The 18,228-nt window shown below is 47.9% G+C and carries 16 protein-coding genes; 13 read left to right on the top strand and 3 right to left on the bottom strand.

Going from position 1 to position 18,228, the window contains the following annotated elements:
* Positions 1 to 203: 203 nt before the first annotated feature.
* Positions 204 to 596, bottom strand: coding sequence for a prepilin-type N-terminal cleavage/methylation domain-containing protein (locus GA003_19850; protein QXD28223.1), 393 nt, complete (start codon positions 594 to 596; stop codon positions 204 to 206).
* 155 nt (positions 597 to 751) lie between these two features.
* A complete protein-coding gene (locus tag GA003_19845; protein ID QXD28222.1) occupies positions 752 to 1,222 on the bottom strand; it encodes a type II secretion system GspH family protein in 471 nt (156 codons plus the stop codon).
* 121 nt (positions 1,223 to 1,343) lie between these two features.
* Here GA003_19845 and GA003_19840 point away from each other — a divergent pair, with 121 nt between their 5' ends.
* The 5 genes from GA003_19840 (at position 1,344) to GA003_19820 (ending at position 5,713) form a co-directional block, all read left to right on the top strand.
* Positions 1,344 to 1,811: a YhcH/YjgK/YiaL family protein gene (locus GA003_19840; protein QXD28221.1), complete on the top strand. Its 468-nt coding sequence runs from the start codon at positions 1,344 to 1,346 to the stop codon at positions 1,809 to 1,811.
* A gap of 134 nt (positions 1,812 to 1,945) precedes the next feature.
* Complete coding sequence (locus GA003_19835) at positions 1,946 to 3,190, top strand: glycosyltransferase (GenBank protein QXD28220.1); 1,245 nt, start codon at positions 1,946 to 1,948, stop codon at positions 3,188 to 3,190.
* A complete protein-coding gene (locus GA003_19830) occupies positions 3,156 to 3,836 on the top strand; it encodes a GNAT family acetyltransferase (protein QXD28219.1) in 681 nt (226 codons plus the stop codon). Before GA003_19835 ends, GA003_19830 begins: the two co-directional genes overlap by 35 nt.
* Positions 3,833 to 4,606, top strand: coding sequence for a polysaccharide deacetylase family protein (locus GA003_19825; protein QXD28218.1), 774 nt, complete (start codon positions 3,833 to 3,835; stop codon positions 4,604 to 4,606). Before GA003_19830 ends, GA003_19825 begins: the two co-directional genes overlap by 4 nt.
* Positions 4,607 to 4,612: 6 nt before the next feature.
* On the top strand, positions 4,613 to 5,713 hold the full coding sequence (locus GA003_19820; GenBank protein ID QXD28217.1) for a flippase-like domain-containing protein: 1,101 nt from the start codon (positions 4,613 to 4,615) through the stop codon (positions 5,711 to 5,713).
* Here the strand turns inward: GA003_19820 and GA003_19815 are convergent.
* On the bottom strand, positions 5,710 to 7,269 hold the full coding sequence (locus GA003_19815; protein QXD28216.1) for a SulP family inorganic anion transporter: 1,560 nt from the start codon (positions 7,267 to 7,269) through the stop codon (positions 5,710 to 5,712). The two genes, GA003_19820 and GA003_19815, sit on opposite strands and share 4 nt — an antisense overlap.
* A 209-nt stretch (positions 7,270 to 7,478) precedes the next feature.
* On the opposite strand from GA003_19815, the gene nadC reads away from it, so the two are divergent.
* The 8 genes from nadC (at position 7,479) to accB (ending at position 18,218) form a co-directional block, all read left to right on the top strand.
* Complete coding sequence (nadC, locus tag GA003_19810; GenBank protein ID QXD28215.1) at positions 7,479 to 8,402, top strand: carboxylating nicotinate-nucleotide diphosphorylase; 924 nt, start codon at positions 7,479 to 7,481, stop codon at positions 8,400 to 8,402.
* A gap of 9 nt (positions 8,403 to 8,411) precedes the next feature.
* The gene (locus GA003_19805; GenBank protein QXD28214.1) at positions 8,412 to 9,407 is read left to right on the top strand and encodes a biotin--[acetyl-CoA-carboxylase] ligase; all 996 of its coding nucleotides are present in this window, start codon (positions 8,412 to 8,414) and stop codon (positions 9,405 to 9,407) included.
* 73 nt (positions 9,408 to 9,480) lie between these two features.
* The gene (locus GA003_19800) at positions 9,481 to 10,569 is read left to right on the top strand and encodes an ABC transporter ATP-binding protein (GenBank protein QXD28213.1); all 1,089 of its coding nucleotides are present in this window, start codon (positions 9,481 to 9,483) and stop codon (positions 10,567 to 10,569) included.
* A gap of 3 nt (positions 10,570 to 10,572) precedes the next feature.
* On the top strand, positions 10,573 to 11,328 hold the full coding sequence (locus tag GA003_19795; protein QXD28212.1) for an ABC transporter permease: 756 nt from the start codon (positions 10,573 to 10,575) through the stop codon (positions 11,326 to 11,328).
* 6 nt (positions 11,329 to 11,334) lie between these two features.
* Positions 11,335 to 12,819: a GldG family protein gene (locus tag GA003_19790; GenBank protein ID QXD28211.1), complete on the top strand. Its 1,485-nt coding sequence runs from the start codon at positions 11,335 to 11,337 to the stop codon at positions 12,817 to 12,819.
* Positions 12,820 to 12,836: 17 nt separating this feature from the next.
* Entirely contained in the window at positions 12,837 to 14,741 is a 1,905-nt protein-coding gene (locus tag GA003_19785; protein ID QXD28210.1) for a DUF4340 domain-containing protein, read from the top strand.
* 122 nt (positions 14,742 to 14,863) lie between these two features.
* Positions 14,864 to 17,554, top strand: coding sequence for an AsmA-like C-terminal region-containing protein (locus GA003_19780; GenBank protein QXD28209.1), 2,691 nt, complete (start codon positions 14,864 to 14,866; stop codon positions 17,552 to 17,554).
* Between the two features lie 196 nt (positions 17,555 to 17,750).
* Complete coding sequence (gene accB, locus GA003_19775) at positions 17,751 to 18,218, top strand: acetyl-CoA carboxylase biotin carboxyl carrier protein (GenBank protein ID QXD28208.1); 468 nt, start codon at positions 17,751 to 17,753, stop codon at positions 18,216 to 18,218.
* Positions 18,219 to 18,228: the final 10 nt, after the last annotated feature.

The raw sequence follows: 18,228 nt of genomic DNA, 5'->3' as shown, positions 1-18,228 counted from the left end.
CACATACTGCGGCGACTAGTTAATACATCGAAGTTTGTTACCAGAACTTACCTCTCAGCATAAAAAAAGTCCCGGCCATCTCTTACCGGGACACATTTGGTAGACAGATAAAAATATTAACCCTCAATAATGTAGAGCAGTCCGCCTGAACGACTTCGGAAAAATCCAGAGTTTAGATTGCCATCGTCGATAATCTTGTCGATTTAGAGTAGAACCGAATTGTCAACAGAAGGGTTTTGAAGAGATACGCCAGCGGTAATCCCGAAAACGCCTTCATCCCAATCGTATCTTCCTCCAGTGGGAGTTACAGAGGTAAAAACACTCGTTTTTATATATTCCTCCATTCCAGACGCAACGGTACCTGGACCCACATCGGCTGGATACGCTCCGTTCTCTAGGGTATAGGTTTGGAAAGCGTCTGCAAAAACACGGAGATCGTTCGCAACTCGGGTAGCAATAGAGCGGTCGCGGGTGTGCTTGAAAGCAACTCCAGCCATGGCGGCAAGAATACCTATGATGACCACGACGATCATGATTTCCACCAGCGTAAAGCCGTGTTTTGCTTTTGGGGCTAAAGTTATGTTACTTGTTTTCATTGGACTATTTCAGGTTAATTGAACAACGCCAAGATAGCTCTATTAAGAGTAGAGCAACAATATTACTAGAACCATTTACGTTCTTCTTACAACATTCCAGAATCTAGGAAAACGTCCCCATTCCAATGGACTTAAAGTCTCACTATAGAGTGCAGCTATTCGATGATATATAGAACAGTGCCACCATTTTTCTGAATAACCCCCGTTCCGAGGTTTCCATCATCCATTAGCTCGTCCAGCTTGCTGACTGGGTCATCGCCTGAGGTATAGCTAGTAATAGATACCGCAGCCGCTACTCCACCTGACCCAACTCCATTATAGACCCAATCGTAGCTACCGCCAATAGGAGATGGTTCCGACCAGTTAGCTGATTTGATGTAATCTTCCATACCAGCTGGAATCGCTCCAGGCGACGCATCGGCTGGGTATACCCCGTTGTCGAGTGTGTATGCTTCGAACAATCCGGAGAAAACGCGAAAGTCATTTGCAAGCCGAAATGCCAGTGAATGAGTCTTCACTTTTATGAATGCGGGATACGCCATGGTCGCCAGTAATCCAATTATGACTACGACGAACATTATTTCCACGAGGGTATAGCCTCTGGTATTTTGCTTTGATCTCTTCACGACTTGCGCTGATTAATAACGGTCAAAACTTGGAATTGAAGTTGGTTAGGTCAAAAACTCTGCAGTTGCAGCCTCTACTTTACACACGATTTACAAAAACCCTATACATCGGAAAAAGAGCATGATCACAGATACCATTGCCAACGCTAGTAGCTATTCTTTGGGCCCAGCTTGGGATAAGGCTTTCGCATTTCTAGATACGATCAATGCAGATACCGCTGATGGCGACTACCCGATCGACGGAAAATCCATATTTGCCATTGTCATGAGCTATGAAACCAAAGAGCCAGACCAGGCCAGATTTGAAGCGCACAAGAAGTACGCCGATATCCAAAGCACACTCGCAGGAGCTGAAGGTATTGCAGTGGTACAAACAGAGGGACTTACCTCCACTACCGATTACGAAGAGGATAGAGATGTAACGTTCTACCATACTCCCGAAATCATTCCTACCCTGGTTGACGTTTATCCTGGCTCATTTGCCTATTTGTTGCCTCAGGATTGCCATATGCCCCAGCTCGCTGTGGGAGCTCCACAAATGATTAAGAAAGTGGTAGTCAAGATCGCCCTTTCAGAATTAGGCCTGTAGCAGCAAAGGTTTGGCTGGATTCAGGTATCCATTTCACTGGGCCAAACTTCAACAAATGGTTCTTTTCAGGCGCTGAAAAATCAGTTGCCAGTGAAGACCCGCCTCTGAACAATATTTGGTCTTCTATCCTATCAATGGAATCTCAAGCCCTTAAAATTTGTGATGTCGTACAATTTTACAGCACCTTGAGTGGTGGCGTAAGACGCTATGTTCATGAAAAAATAGCGTACCTGTTAGAACATACCCCTCACTCACATTGCTTGGTAATTCCATCACATCGAAATGCAATCACCCACGAAGGACGCACTTCAATCTACGAAATTAAAAGTCCAAAGCTGATTGGATCGAACAGCTACCGCATGCTGGTCGGCAAAAAGAAGATTTTGCAGGCAATCGCTGAAGAGCAACCTGATGTCATTGAAGTGGGTGATCCGTATCGAGCCGCTTGGATAGGTCTAGAGGCGGCAAAAAGAAATCAAATACCTATCGTTGCATTTTATCATTCCGACTACCCTCGAGCTCTGGATCGGACGCTTCGTAAATACACTGGACCTTATATTGAAAGCCTGGTCTCTCCACTGATCCAACGTTATCTGATCAAACTCTACAAACGAATGTCCGCTACGGTAGTCTCGAGTAAACGATGCTACAAAGCTCTCGATGAAATCGGGATTCAGAATCTGCGGCAGATTGCCTTGGGCACTAACCTGAAAACTTTCACCCCACGTGATAGTAGAGCCCGTATCTGCAAAGAAATAGGAATATCAACGGACACCAAGCTATTGCTATTCGTGGGTCGCCTCGCCCGCGAAAAGAACATTCGGAGTTTATTTGATATGATGGAAGAGTTGAAGAAGCGGCCCGAACCACATCATTTGGCTTTGCTGGGGGATGGCGAATGGCGGGACGAAGTGCGGCAAAAGTCCCGCGAGGAGAAAAATATAAGCTGGATGCATTTCAGCGATTCTCCTGAGCGCCTAGCAGATTTTTACTCCGCTGCAGATCTCTTTGTTCACGCAGGTGATTGTGAGACGTTTGGCCTGGTATCACTCGAAGCTCAGGCATGCGGGACAAGGGTGCTGGCCATACGGGGAGGTGGCTTGGATGAAGGTCTAAAAAATGAATCTCCTCTGATCATGGCGAAAGATACGTCAGGAAAAGCATTGGCAGAGGCGGTAGGTGAAATTTGGGAGCTCGAAGAAACAGAGATTGAACGTGGCCTCCGACGCCAGAATATGGAGAAAACTTTCTCCTGGAATGCTACCTTTTCAAAAATGACCGCCCTCTACTCCGAACTCGCCCAAAAGCATACCTTACGCGAAAACGCTGCTAAGATTGGAAAGCATGAGCCTGAAGATTCGGCCCTATTCACCCAGTGATCGCCAAGCGGTCCGTGACATTTGTTGCGACACGGGCTTTATGGGAAAGCCCATTGACCCCGTATACATCGATCGCGATGCGTTTGCGGATTTCTTCACTCGTTACTACACAGACATAGAACCCGAAAATGCTCTGGTGGCTGAAGATGAAGGTCGAGTCGTGGGCTACTTACTCGGCTGTCTAGATTGCAATTCAGTGAACCGCAAACAGCTCTGGTTAATCATCACTCGAACTGTACCCAAAATATTGGGACGTATGATCACGCTCCAATACAACATGGCCTCCATTAAGTTTTTGAGCTGGTTTCTATTCAAGGCAGCAGGGGAAACTCCAAAAAGTGTTCCAGAGGCCGCTCACTTTCATATCAACATGTATACGGAATATCGTACGGGGTTTGCGGGACGAAGGTTAATTTTCCCATTCGTTAATCGGGTTGCTGAGTTAGGCATCAAAGGAGTGTATGGGCAAATGCAGGTCTATGAAGATCGACGATCTGAGAAAGTCTTCGAGCGCTACGGCTTCAAATTCATAGATAGAAAAGAGGTCACCAAATTCAAAGACTACTACGACGAACGCGTGTGGGTAGCTACGATTTACAACGAGTTCGAAAAGAAGGACGATCCTCCTTTGCCAACCGTAAAATGAATACTGAGCAGAAACAGTTGATTATCTCATTCCACGATTTGCATCCCGGCTCCTGGGAAGCTTGCAAAGGCTTTATTGAACGTTGCCAAGCATTGGGGGCCAACAAGATGTCTTTACTCGTCATCCCGCAGTATCACGGAGCACCTCCTTTTACAGAGAACCCAGAATTTGTCTCCTGGCTACAGTCCCTGCCATCTGACCAATTCGATCTTTGTCTACACGGTTACTACCATCAAGCAGAGCGAGTTCGTGGTGGATGGTTTCAACAAATGAAGGGCAATGTTTACACGAAGGGCGAAGGCGAGTTTTATCAATTATCGAGCGAACAAGCACAGGAAAAGCTCGAGGCTGGAATGCGTTTATTTCATCCTCATGACCTCACGGTTCATGGCTTTACTGCACCCGCTTGGTTGTGCAGTGAGGAAGCAAAACAAACTATTCGTGATACAGGATTCCTCTATAATACGCTTTGGGATGGTGTGGAACTCACCTCATCAAACATTTTTATAAAAGCCCCCACCCTCGTTTACAGTTCGCGTAGTGCCTGGCGCAGAATCGTATCCAAGCTCTGGATTAACTTTTTTCATGCCTACAACCGCAATGCACATGTGCTGCGCTTTGCCGTTCACCCCATTGATTTTTCCTACCCCGATATTGAAGCCCATCTATACAGAGTTTTAGAAAAGGCCCTAAGCACTAAGACGTGTGCTAACTATCGTGATCTGATTCCAATAGATCAACAAACACCTGTGACCCTGGCAGCTGGCTAGACAGGAATGGCCGATATACAAAATAGCTCATCTCCAAAACTTGGAAAATATCTGCGCTATGGCCTGCAGGGTGTTACACTATGCGTTTTAGCCACGGTTGTTATTTTATTCTTCACGGTTGAGAGCGAAACCTGGAACCACATCGCCCAATTCAATTGGGTCTTTACTCCCATAATCCTCGTCTGTATTTTCATCGCCTGGCTTTGTAATGGCGGCCGCATATGGATCAATTCCAAGGCGTTGGGTCACCAGCTGACCTATAAGCAAGCAATCTCTGTTTCCATGTCCACAGAGTTTGGAATAGCGGCCTCTCCTGCAGGCATGGGTGGTACGGCCCTACGCCTATACTTGCTAAAGAAGGCCCACGTCCCTCTCACAACCAGCGCCTCTATGTTGGCAGCTGATGTAGTCGTAGACTTAACATTCTTTGGCTTGCTTACACCCATTGCCATTTTCTTTATCGTCCGCGATCAAAACTGGACGTCCATGTTCACAGAACTTCCAGGATGGCAGATGGCCTTGGCCGGCGGATTGGTTCTAGCAGCATTGATTGGAATGGTGGTCTTTTTTCAAACCGGGCTCTGGTCCAAAGTCATTCACGCAATTTCCATAGCTACTCCTACCGGGAGAAGACGACGCTGGCCTGGCAAATTTCGCCACTTCCGCTGGGAGCTAAAACGAAGCATGCGACGCACTTGGCTCATTACCCGTTTTCTTTTTCGCAAACGTCGCAGCGCATTAGTCATCAATTTTTGTTTGGCCTCCGTCCAGTGGCTTTGCCGTTACGGGGCGCTCCCACTCATCTTACTCGCATTTGGTAGCCTGAAAAATCCATTCCCGCTCCTGTTTATCCAAGGCTTCCTGTTTTTATTCGCCATGCTTGTGTTCCTGCCTGGCGGTGGAGGTGGCGTAGAAGTAGCAACCTATTTCATTCTCAGCCATTTTGTCCCTGAGAGCATGGTTGGGCTGGTACTACTTCTCTGGCGATTTTCCACCTACCACCTCTACTTGATCGGAGGCGGTGCAGTATTCTTTTATGTCAGCGGTCATATGAACCGCATTTTTCCTAGAAAGGAAAATCCAACTGGCACGAAAGAAACAGACTAAATCCGAGCGACTGTGTAGTGCGGATCGTCCTCAGCTATCTCAACTTCCACCAAAGGAGCGGATCTCTTGAGAAGCTGTTGGCAATCCGGACTGAGGTGACGCAGACGTACCCGTTTCCCAGACTTTTTGTACCGCTCGGTGAGCGCATTTAATGCCTCCAAGCTGGAGTAGTCACACACGCGGGCTTCCAGAAAATCGATAATTATTTCGTCGGGATCATCTCTGGGAGACAAACGTTCCGTGAACTCACGGACAGACCCAAAGAATAGTAATCCCTGAAGTCCATACAGACGCACACCATCTTCACGATCCTGAGGATTCAACCGCACGTGCTTCGCACTTTCCCATGCAAAGACCAGGGCCGATAAAATCACACCTGCAATGACAGCAAGCGCCAGATTGTGGAGGAAAACAGTGATCAAGGTCACAGCTAAGATGACAAAGATTTCAGAGAATGGGACACGCCCGAATGTCTTGAAGGTAGACCACTCAAAAGTGCCGATGACCACCATGAACATAACTCCAACTAAAGCTGCAATGGGTATTTGTCCGATAACCGGTCCGCCAACCATAATGAAAATGGCCAACGCGACGGCGGCAACGACACCCGAAGTTCGTCCTCGGCCTCCAGATTTAATATTGATCAAACTTTGGCCGATCATGGCGCAACCGCCCATGCCGCCAAATAGTCCGGACATGAAGTTAGCACCCCCTTGGGCAATACACTCCAGATTCCCGTGTCCACGAGTCTCGGTCAAATCATCAATCAATTGCAGAGTCATTAAGGATTCGATGAGACCCACCATGGCCACCGTGAGGGCTGTGCCTCCAATGACCTTGATGCTTTCCCAATTCCAATCGATGAAGCCGGTAGGAATGGAGGGTAGCGGAAATGCGCCACTGAGTACTCCACTACCAGTACCTTCATAGAGCATATCTGAAACAGTTTTCGAATCTGCCCAGAAATAACTGAGCAACCCAACACTGACAATGGCCATCAAAGTAGAGGGGACAGCCTTGGTCAGTTTTGGGAAGAATTGGATGATCAACATCGTCGCCACAATGAGCGCACCAATGACCATAAGCTGATCTTGAGGCAACCAAGAGCCGTCCGGCGATTTGAAGGATGTGAACTGGGCCATAAAAATCACGATCGCGAGGCCGTTTACAAAACCCATCATCACGGGATGAGGCACCAGTCTGATAAACCGACCCAATCGAAGTAGGCCAAAGGTGATCTGAATCACACCGGCCAGCATAATCACCGTAAACAAATATTGTAGTCCTAGTCCTTCACCCTGGGTTTCTCCATATTGCACGGCCTTTCCAACCACCACAGCGATCGCTCCTGTGGCGCCAGAAATCATTCCCGGGCGACCACCGATAGAAGCCGTAATGAAGCCCATGAAAACGGCTGCCCAAAGGCCAACGAGTGGATCCACTCCAGCAGCAAAAGAGAAAGCAATCGCCTCGGGAACGAGCGCTAGAGCGACGGTGAGGCCTGAGAGAATGTCATCCTTCCAATTACCCCGCTTCTTGGTCAGCAAATCAAACATGTGAAAAGTAGGCTTTTACGGGCCGAGAACTAGAAGGCGTTTCAACCCTGTTACGCAAAAGGTCGGGGGTATTGACGCTCAAACAGCTACTTGGCAATTCATTTCCATATTGCCACTTGGAACCCGCTCGATAATCTCAGCCCGTTTTGCGGCAAACCAGCAGGCTTAAAGCTTGTGAGCTTCCAAGGTATCAGCTTTAAGGTACTCCCGTGAATAATGAGGAGAGAATTCAAAGATTTTTGCACCGGGTTGCTGCAGAAGATTTATCCCCGACGTATTTGAAGGGGTTGGTCGCATTAGCGAAAGACGAGGACCTCAAGGGTGCAGGTTTGCGCCATTCAAACGCATGTCCCCAAGACGTTACCTCATCCGTGCTCAATCAGACAGGCACCGGCAACGCTGTGCTCCATGCCCGCGAAGATCTTGTCCTCTGTGGGTTGCCATTGGTGACTTTGGTGCTCGAGGCTTACGATCCAGAATTGGCCTTTACACCCCATACCGAAGATGGAGCCAGCTTGGCGGCTGGCGGATCCATTGGTGAGATAACAGGCCCCATATCGACACTGCTCATGGCTGAGCGTGTACTGCTCAACTTTTTACAGTTTCTCTCAGGGGTAGCTTCCGAGACCTATAAATATGTCGATGCGTTGGGCGCATCGTCTACTAAACTCCTCGATACGCGCAAAACCACCCCGGGATACCGCATGCTGCAAAAATATGCCGTGGCTTGCGGAGGTGGCTGGAATCACCGACTCGGATTGTTCGACCGAGTCATGCTGAAAGACAATCACCTGGCGGCAGACCAAGCTCAAACGGGACAGTCTTTGACTGATCTGGTGCATCGCGCACAGGATCTAAATCCTGATCTGCTCATTGAAGTAGAGGTTGATCATCTTAACCAAATTTCGGCGGTGTTGGCTGCTGAGCCAGACAAGCTGATGTTGGACAATTTCCACCTTTCGGACTTGCAAGCCGCTGTGGACATTATCGGCGATCGAGCCTGTACAGAAGCAACAGGGAACATTACTCTGACAAACTTGCACGAAATTGCGGAGATACGCGTGGATTTCGTGTCCACTGGTGCCTTGGTCCATAAGTCTGTATGGAAAGACATCGGCTTGGACTGGAAGTAATTTAGACACATGCCTCACTCAGAAGATCACTCCCTCATCATATTGAAGGCACTCCTGGAAGCTCAGGATGGCTTTGTCTCCGGCAATGCTCTTGCGGAGCAATTGGGTGTGAGTCGGGTCAGCGTGTGGGGACGCATGAAACAACTGAGGAGCCAAGGCTTTGAATTCGAAGCGATTCGCCGCAAGGGATACCGAATCAGCAAGAAGCCAGACTCTCTGAATGCTCTATTAACGCGAGCTTACTTGAAGGAGTCGGAAGATTGCCCCGAACTGTTATTCCTAACCACCATCGACAGCACCAACGATCATGCGAGTCGGCTATTGGCCAATGATTACGAGGCGCCCTTCCTGGTAATATCCAATCAACAAACCCTTGGCCGGGGGCGAATGGGACGAGCCTGGCACAGCCCACCCTCGAGTAATCTCTATATGAGTTTTGGCAGCCGGCCCTATGTGCAACCAAATCGAATGCAGCTATTTACCTTGTGGATGGGCGTCTATGTTGCACGGCACCTGAGGCAGCAACTTGGTAAGGTGGTCGGAGTCAAATGGCCCAATGATCTGTTCTTCAACGGCAAGAAACTGGGAGGCATGCTAACAGAAGCTCGTGTAGATGCTGATTCATTGAGAGAACTTGTCTTTGGAATCGGGCTCAATGTAAACCAGACCAAACAGGATTGGCCCAAGGAATTGAAGGAGTCCGCGACCAGTTTGAGGGAACTCTGCGGAGAGGAACAGGACCTAAATAAAACCGCGGCTCTCTTGATTGAGGCCATTTACACAGGCTATCAGGCCTTCCTGGCTGGCAACATCCGCAGCACTTTTGAAGACATGTGGCCCGAATTTGATATTTTGAAAGGACAGCTCATCGAAGCCGAAACCCGCAATGGCAACATTCAGGGCGTAGCCAATGGGCTAGATAACCGAGGATCATTAATCCTGAAAACCGGGGAGGGCAAAATAACCACCCTTAACTCAGGCGAAGTGCACATCAAGCGCAGGTAAAAGTTCTGCTACCCTATAAAATCGCCATTGCAAAACGCAAGATGCCAGCCTTCTCTTAGCTTTTCTTATCCTGATGGAAGACTCCGTCGAATACAGCATAGAGGTTAACAACCTTACCAAACAATACGGCCGCATAACGGCCATTCAGGATATCTCCTTCTCATTGAAGAAAGGGGAAATTGTTGGTTTCCTGGGTCCCAACGGTGCTGGTAAAAGCACGACGATGAAAATCCTTTCAGGTCTGATTACTGCAAATAGTGGAAGGGCCTACATCTGTGGAATCCCAGTCGCCACACACCCAGAAGAAATTAAGGGCAAGATCGGTTACATGCCTGAAAACAATCCTCTACCAGGGGACATGCGGGTGACTGAGTACTTAAAATTTCGAGGGAAGTTGAAAGGTGTATCGGGACGTAAGCTTCGCAAACGCATTGAATACGTGCTTGAACTCTGCGACCTTGCACGCGCTCGCCGCCGCGTTATCGGGGGTCTCTCGAAAGGTTATCGCCAGCGTATCGGCATTGCAGAGGCTATCCTATCTGAGCCAGAAGTGATTATCATGGACGAGCCGACCATCGGTCTCGATCCACACCAGATCATTAAAATTCGGGAGCTCATAGGTACTCTAAAAGGCCGCATGAGTGTTATTATTTCCAGCCACATCCTTCCTGAGATCGAGCTGACCTGCGATAGAGTGATCATTATTAATCGCGGCTATGTAGTCGCTTCCGGCACCCCGGAGGAATTGAGAAAAGAATTTCTCCCGGAAAGCACCTATCACTTGGAGATCGCCGGATCATCGGAATCGCTGGAACCAGAGATTAAGTATGTGAGCTCCAAGTTGGCTATTCTTTCGAATGAGTCCTTTTCCGGCTCTGAACTGAACCGAGTTACTCTAGCTGGACCTTCGGACCCCAAAGTCGGAGAAAAATTGATCAAGCATTTGTCGAGTCTACCCAATTTCAAGTTGCGTTCCCTGCATTGCCAGGAAGCCACCTTGGAAGACATATTCCTAGCGGCAACGAAACGCTCCTGGGAGGTGAATGAGGAAGATCCAGATCGATTGACAGCCACGCCCTTCAGGAAACCATACGAGGTAATCGAAGATGAGGAAGAGGAAGTCTCTCCTGAAAACGAACCAGAAACAAAGGAGGAAGCTTAAGCTGTGAGACATTTCTTTATCCTTTTAAGGCATGAACTCAGGGGCGTTCTCTTGAGTCCGTCCACCTACCTGGCTTCGTTCTTTTTTCTGCTGGTGATGGGCTTTTTATATCAATGGGTGCTCGAAGATTATAATCGAGCTCCCCATGAGATGCTTCCTTCGAACCTGTTCCTGAATATGTTCTTTTTTCCAGCGTTGTTCATCGTGCCTCTGTTTACGATGCGCAGTATTGCTGAAGAGCGGCGCTTGGGGTTGATGGACAGCCTGCTGACAACACCCATCAATTCAATTGAACTGGTGGCTAGTAAATTTGCGGCGGCATACTTTTTCTACACCACACTCTACCTCCTCACATTGGCTTACCCAGCCATCACCTATTACTATTTCCCTGACGGTCGGATCATAGACCAGGCGAGCCTGATTGGAGGTTACTTTTTTATCTGTATCAGTGGCCTACTGTTTGTCTCTGTGGGTATCTTTGCCAGCTCGATGACACGGAGCCAATTGGTCGCAGGTATATTTACCTTCACACTATTGTTTGGATTTATTTTCGGTACTAACACGCTCAATAACGCCGCTGCTGAACGTCTCAATGAATTCGATACGCTTCGAGTCATCATCGAATACCTTCACATGTTTGATCATGTAAGAGACTTTAGCAGAGGAGTGGTTGATACTCGTCCAATCGTTTTTTACGGCAGCGGAACATTGCTCATGCTTAGCTTGGCGGTGTTGGCCGTTGACCACAAAAGGCAATAACGAACCATGTCAAAATTCGAAGATTTCAAAGTCAGTCGCTGGATTAATACCAGCCATTCGATCTTTCAGTTTTTGCTGGTATGTAGTTTCTTTATCGGACTCAACACCCTCTCATTGACCCACTTTAAGCGTTTCGATCTGACAGAGAATCGGATGTTCTCTCTCTCACCGGAAACGATTTCTTATGTTGAGGAGCTGAATGAACCTATTCGTATTATCGTTACTCGAAGCACCAGCGAGAACAGCTCTGATCTGGATTCCTATTACCAGGATGTAGAAAATCTGGTTAAAGAGTACGCTTACGAAGCCCAAAGAGCAGGGAAAGGGCCGATTGAAGCCGAATTTGTTAATGTGTTTCAGCAGACCCTGCTAGCCCAACAATTGGCAGATGAGTTTGGCATCAATCAGCCCAACTTAATCATTTTCGCCTCCGAAAATAAACACCGCATCATTACCCCTGACGAAATCTACAAAATGGAGGAGATGGAAAAGACGGCCTTCCGCGGAGAGCAGGTCTTTACCTCGGCCCTGTTGGATGTGAGTAGCCCGCAGAATACTTCCATCTACTTTGTGAAAGGGCACGGTGAACTGGATATCGCGAACGTGGACCCCATCTCTGGATTGTCCCAATTGACCGAAGAGTTGCGCCAGCGGAATTTCACAATAGACACCCTGGACCTGACACCAGCCAACTCGAGTATTCCTGAAGATGCAGACTTGCTCGTTTTAGCCGGCCCACAACAACCTCTTCTAGCTAGAGAAGTAACCATTCTAAAAGATTACCTGGCAGAAAATGCAGGCCGCTTAGTCATACTGATCGATCCGGGAATCAACAATAACCTGGGCGATCTGTTCTACCAATGGGGTGTTCTGGCTGAGGACATGGTAGTTCTGGACAGTGGGCCAGATTTCATGATGAACGGCGGGGACTTACTCCTTCGACGTTTTGATTCTGAGCATCCGATTACAGAATCCATGGCGAAAAACAGCCAGTCTGTAGTGGTTGGTTTTTCCAGACCCGTTCGAGCAGACATTGGCGCACCCATGGATGACCGACTGTCTGTTCTGCCGATAGTCGGCGGCTCAGAAACGAGTTGGGGGGAACGCTTCTATCGGGACGAAAATGAAATTGGGTATAATGAAGAAGTAGACCTGAAAGGCCCAGTCAGTATCGCTGTGGTCTCTGAACGTTCGATCTCCTCAGATCTAGGAATCGACATCCCGGGCGGACGGATGGTGGTGTTTGGCACTTCCAACCTTATTACAAATAGCCGCCTCAACGTATTGGGAAATTTTACCCTCATTTTGAATACCTTTAACTGGGCACTGGATAGGAATAACTTATTGTCGATCGCACCCAGGCCCATCGACCGGCTACACATCACTCTTAGCCAACAAGAAATGAAAAAGCTACGATTGGCCCTCTGGTTTTTACTGCCCGGTTGCAGTGCCATATTTGGAACCTTTATCTACTGGCTCCGCAGAAGTTAATTTTACCCTCACGAATCATGAGAAAACAGCTCACCGTTATCCTCATCCTGCTTAACCTGGTCGTGTTTGCGGTATTTTACTTGTTTGAAAAAGGAGGCCGTGCGCCCGACGAACTGGAGGGCCGCAAAATATTTGGCGCGGAAGCAGTCGATATCGACTATATCCGGATCTCAGGTGAAAATTTGGGCCCAGATCGAGTGCTTCGCAAAGTGGAAAACAGCTGGAACCTCATATCACCGTATGAATGGCCGGCCAACTTCTTTGCCGTCAGTCGCATTCTCCACCAAATTACTTTCCTGGAAAAGGAAACCAGTTTTGAGGTCAAAGAAATCGAAGCCGCGGGTCGCGACTTGTCCAGTTACGGACTGGATAAGCCTCAAATGAAACTGGAATTCGGCAAGGATATCAAACGAACCTCCATCGAGATAGGCTCTACCACTGAAATAGGGAATCGCGTCTATATTTTATCTCCAGATCGGGAGGAAATCATGGTCATCAAACGCGATCTCTTCGACAGCTTGTTGGTCAATTTGAGTAACCTACGTAGCCAATCGGTCTTCGATATTCCTCTTTTCGAGGTTCAGACGCTCAGTCTGAACAAGTCCTTCCCTACTCCGTTACGCATCCGTATTTCTCGCAGCGCAGAAGATTGGCGCTTTGAAATTCCATTCCAAACAAGGGCCGATCGTGCAGAGGTGGAAACGGTGATTAATGGACTCAACAGCCTTAACGTACAAGAATTTATCACTGACGCAGGTCCAGATCTCGGTGAGTACGGGTTGGAAAATCCGCAAACGCGTTTGACCCTCGAGGCCGAAGATAAACGCCAAACCATCGAAATTGGTAATGAACTAATTACTCCGGAAGGTGACCGTTTATACTACGCCAAAGGCAGTGAAAGCGACACGGTATTTACCATTCCTGGGCTCCTGTTTGATCAACGCCTCAACAACGCACAAGAAGCTCTTAGAGATCGGCGATTTGTGGAGTTTGAACCGAATTCTCTCAGTACAATAGAAATTACCCAGTCCAACCGTTCGGTCTCCTTACAAAAATTAGAGACCGGTGCCTGGCAGGTCTTGAGTCGCGATGACGACGGTAATATCGCAGCCAGTCCGGCTGATACAAAGATCTTGGCTGAATTAGTCGGCAGCCTGTTTCTTCTAAGAGCACAAAACTTTGTCTCCGATGCTCCTTCGAATGCAGATCTGGAAAACTACGGATTTACCGATCCTCAACGCATCGTGCAGCTGAAAGGGGATACTCCTCTAACGCTCATCATTGGCGATCTGGTAGAAGGAAATGCGCGGCATGCCTATGCTAAATTAGAGAAAGATCCATTTATTTATGAAGTAGATACTTCAATACTAGCCGACTTTCATACACGTCCATTTAACTACCGCCTCAGACTCCTGCACGAGGAACCCGAAAACGCGAAACTAGTCGGCATCACCATTTCCGATACAGAGACGGATAGTATCGTTTACAACGCTGTTCTGAATGAAGTAACTCCCACTTGGGAAGCCATTGCAGAAGCCGATGAATTAGACGATGAGGGTAAGGAAAGCCTGCTTTCGCTCGTGGAACAATCCAGCCAGATTGAAGCTCGTGAATTTATCGAGGAGGGATTCGGGAATGTACCTTGGAAGTTCCGGCTTGATCTTCTCTTCGAGTCGACCGACAGCACGGAAACGCGCGCCTGGACAACGCCGCTCTGGGTAACCGAACGACTCACGGGCACCAATGCCATCGCCGGGATGGAGGCAGGAGGGCATGTGTTTTATACCACCCAGAGATTTATCGATGCCTTCTTCAAACTGAGTTTTACAAGATTCGATCCCGGTCCAGAGCCTGAACCCACAGCGCCGTTAGAAAGAACACCTCAACAGGATGAAGTGAGTCCGGTCGAACCTTCGCCCTGATTCTCTTCTCTACGAGAATTCAATATCAGAAAAACACCTTAGCTTAGCTTCCAATGTCTTACCTTGCCAAGAAGCAGCGCTCCTTCCTGATGAGGTGTTACCTTCATTGCCAGAATTTGGTAATGATCTCCCTGATATTTAGCCTGATGCTTTTGCTAACAGCGCTTGGGTTAAGTATATACTATGAGGAGCTACCTGTACCTGATAAACTGATACGAAAGCTCCAAGCGGAATTCGAGAAGCAAGGCCTGAACCTAGATTTCGAAACGATAGCCCTGGATTTCAGGGGTAATGTTTTCATTAAAAGTGCTCGTGTAGCATTTACCGATCTTGAGGGTCCTGCTTTGGACGTTGGATCACTGTACCTGGATATCAACTACGCTGCGCTTATTATTGGCAAACCGCCCTTCGCCCTGCTTCGACTTGGCAGCACCAGTTTCTATAGCCCTCCTGTTGTCTCACGATCCGGAGCAACTGAAACCCTTGTTAGCGACTTAAATCTTGAGCTTACACGAAAATGGAGCACCTGGAACCTTAACTACCTGACCGGACGTTTCAAAACCCTTAACCTATCCGCACATGGCGATCTAAGCGCACTCGTGGCAAAGCTGAGCCAGCCGCGAGGAAAGAAGGAAGATCGCCCGGAACTGTATATTCAATATTTGCAACTATCGCGGTTTCTTTCGGACTATTCAAAAAACCTCCAGGGAGCACTTTCTCCACGCGCGAACTTTCGGTTGAGCAGCGAGGGAAGGGAAACCTTCGTCGTTGAAGCTACTCTGATGGCGGATGCATTTAGCTACGAGGGTCTGCCCACGATCACGGAAGCCAGTCAACAATCACTGATTCAAGTATTTCCAGAAATTCAGATGCGTGGGCCCATTCAGATAAAGGCCACATCTCTAGAGGACACCATCAACCAGCTAAGCGCATCAGATTTAACCCTTTCGGTCTGGAAAGATACACCGATCTTCAACCTGGATACCCTGTTTCCCTTCGAGGCAGACATAACAACTGGCCCCATTGAAATCCAAGGCACCGCGGTAGATCACCTGATATTCAAAGGCCAACTACTAAGTCAAAATTCAGCGGAAGGCCGTTTGGTTACTTCGCTTTATGGCGGGAGCCTCGAAGCAGACCTCACAGGAGACTGGAAAGAAAAGACGGCTGCGGGAACCTTAACAGGATCCCTGAATCTGGAAGAGGTTTTTGCGCGTCCTGAATTTGATCACCTCTGGAAACTTCGATGGTCCAAACAATACAAACCACTCTACGTGGATCTCAATTTCAAATACCCTGGCAATCTGGATGAAGCCACCGCTCAATTCCGCGTTGAAACTCGTGATATAGACATTATCAAGACGCCGTTTAAGTGGGCGCAGGCTCGAGGTACATTGGAAGGCACCAAAGCAGATGTTTATAGACTGGAAGGCGGAGGTTATGGAAACGACCTGCTGTGCAGCTTTCGCCAAGATCTTAGAAGCCCATTTTATCACTTCTCAATGGTCGGTCGCTTTCGCCCTCACGACATCGATGTCTGGTGGCGAGATTGGTGGAAAAAGACCTTCGACTACCTGGATATCAAAGGCGAACTACCCTGGATGGATCTTTCTCTCCGCAATGCCTTCAAATTTAAAAAGCAGCTCACGTTGTTTGGATATGCAGAAGCAGAGAACATCAATTTGAAAGGCATGCATTTCGACCGGGCTTCCTCTAAAATGTTTATTCGCCCCAACTATATCGATGCGCTTGATCTCGAGCTCGAAAGGCCGGAAGGCAATGCCAAGGGAGGTTTTCAAAGGCAGCTGGTGTTCAGTAAGCTGAAAAACGTGATCGTGGATGTGGAGTCCAACATCGAGTTAGAGCCCAGCTTCAGCTTATTTGGCGAAAGTGGATTAAGAATCCTCGAACCCTATACCTGGGATGGAAATCCCAACATTTCAGTTAAGGGAGAGTTCAACTTTGAGAATGATACCCATTGGCAGGACATAGACTTCTCCATCCAAACAGATCAGGGAATGACTCTCTATGATTTTCCATTCGACAGCTTGGATGTCCAAGGCCGTTACCAACGAGGCGACACCTTGTTGGATGATGTCCAATTTGGCTTTGCTGGTGGAAATGGCTGGGGCGAAGCATCCTTTTTGAGACAGGAAGAACAGTCTTTTCTTATTTTTGATTTTGATATCGAAAACGCAGATCTGGATGAGTCGCTCCAACGCATCGCTTCGGTTAAGGAAATTGAAGAAGAGGAAGAAACAGCCCCCAGTAATGAGAAGGACCAAGAGCCACTTGAAGGAAAGCTTCAGATCCATGTGAACGGGATATCACCAGCTGGGTATGGCTTGGATCGAGTCATGGCCAAAGGAGAAATTGAAATCACTGAAGGGAATCTCGCACAGATTCCACTCTTTGGCCCTCTCTCCGACTTATTACCCTTCACCAAACTACAATTGAATGAAGCCAAGTCCTATTTTGCCTGGGACGATGGCAAAATGACTTTTCCAGACCTAGTTCTAACCGGTAAAACTGGACGTTTGGAAGGAATCGGTGACTACCACACCAGTAGTTCCCTCTTAGACTTCCAGGTTCAAATGTATCTCCTACGAGAGACCGATATCCCCTTGATTTCAGATATCATTATGCCCCTTTTCGATCCAGTCAGCCACATGGCTTCGGTTAATCTAAAGGGAACCCTGAAAAAACCAGAGTGGCGGTTCGCCATCAGCCCACTCAATCTGTTCGACTCAAAGCCCGAGGAAATCAAAGAAGAGCCCAAGGAAGAGCTGCAAGACTTCGAATTCCGGAAATAAGACTGAGTCTGGACCCAAATTTTTGAAAAACGCCCAAAAATCTGATACCTGATTTTTGTGGATATTTGCAGCAAATCTACTAAAGCTGGCTGATAACTTATACAGAATACCTATTCTCGCTAATAAATAACCAACCTACTGACCAGGATAAGAACCTAGCACTGACTGGGTAATTCAACCTAAACCACGCAAAAATTTGGACTTAAAACAAATAAAACAGATCATCGACATCATGAAAAAGTCCTCGCTCACTGAGTTTGAGATTGAGGAAAAAGACTTGAAGCTACGAATCTGTCGAAGTGATGAAAACCAGGGCAACAGCGCAGCGGGCATGCCGGCTTATGCAGCGCCCGTTCCTGCCTATACACCTCCACCGGCAGCTGCTGCAGCAGCTGAGGCTGCAGCAGGCGAAGTAGAGGAGAAGGGTGTCGTTATTATCAAGTCACCGATGGTTGGCACCTTTTATTCAGCTTCTTCTCCGGAGAGCCCAGCCTTTGTAAGTATAGGAGATTCAGTAAACAAGGACACCACGGTTTGTATCATCGAAGCCATGAAGGTCATGAATGAAATCCCGGCTGAACTCTCTGGATCGATCAAAGAAATCCTTGTAGAAAACGGAGAGGCCGTGGAGTACGGCCAGCCACTGTTTAAGGTTAAGTCCTAAGGGATTACAT

Source organism: Opitutia bacterium ISCC 52 (assembly GCA_014529675.2).
In the GTDB taxonomy this organism is placed as follows: Bacteria; Verrucomicrobiota; Verrucomicrobiia; order Opitutales; family UBA2995; genus UBA2995.
This window is presented reverse-complemented; position numbering and strand designations above follow the sequence as displayed.

What these genes read in the sequence shown, in the direction of transcription:
- GA003_19850 (QXD28223.1), bottom strand. Translation starts at nt 596, where the DNA reads ATGAAAACAAGTAACATAACTTTAGCCCCAAAAGCAAAACACGGCTTT.
- GA003_19840 (QXD28221.1), top strand. Translation starts at nt 1,344, where the DNA reads ATGATCACAGATACCATTGCCAACGCTAGTAGCTATTCTTTGGGCCCA.
- GA003_19835 (QXD28220.1), top strand. Translation starts at nt 1,946, where the DNA reads ATGGAATCTCAAGCCCTTAAAATTTGTGATGTCGTACAATTTTACAGC.
- GA003_19830 (QXD28219.1), top strand. Translation starts at nt 3,156, where the DNA reads ATGAGCCTGAAGATTCGGCCCTATTCACCCAGTGATCGCCAAGCGGTC.
- GA003_19825 (QXD28218.1), top strand. Translation starts at nt 3,833, where the DNA reads ATGAATACTGAGCAGAAACAGTTGATTATCTCATTCCACGATTTGCAT.
- GA003_19820 (QXD28217.1), top strand. Translation starts at nt 4,613, where the DNA reads ATGGCCGATATACAAAATAGCTCATCTCCAAAACTTGGAAAATATCTG.
- GA003_19815 (QXD28216.1), bottom strand. Translation starts at nt 7,269, where the DNA reads ATGTTTGATTTGCTGACCAAGAAGCGGGGTAATTGGAAGGATGACATT.
- GA003_19805 (QXD28214.1), top strand. Translation starts at nt 8,412, where the DNA reads ATGCCTCACTCAGAAGATCACTCCCTCATCATATTGAAGGCACTCCTG.
- GA003_19800 (QXD28213.1), top strand. Translation starts at nt 9,481, where the DNA reads ATGGAAGACTCCGTCGAATACAGCATAGAGGTTAACAACCTTACCAAA.
- GA003_19790 (QXD28211.1), top strand. Translation starts at nt 11,335, where the DNA reads ATGTCAAAATTCGAAGATTTCAAAGTCAGTCGCTGGATTAATACCAGC.
- GA003_19785 (QXD28210.1), top strand. Translation starts at nt 12,837, where the DNA reads ATGAGAAAACAGCTCACCGTTATCCTCATCCTGCTTAACCTGGTCGTG.
- GA003_19780 (QXD28209.1), top strand. Translation starts at nt 14,864, where the DNA reads ATGATCTCCCTGATATTTAGCCTGATGCTTTTGCTAACAGCGCTTGGG.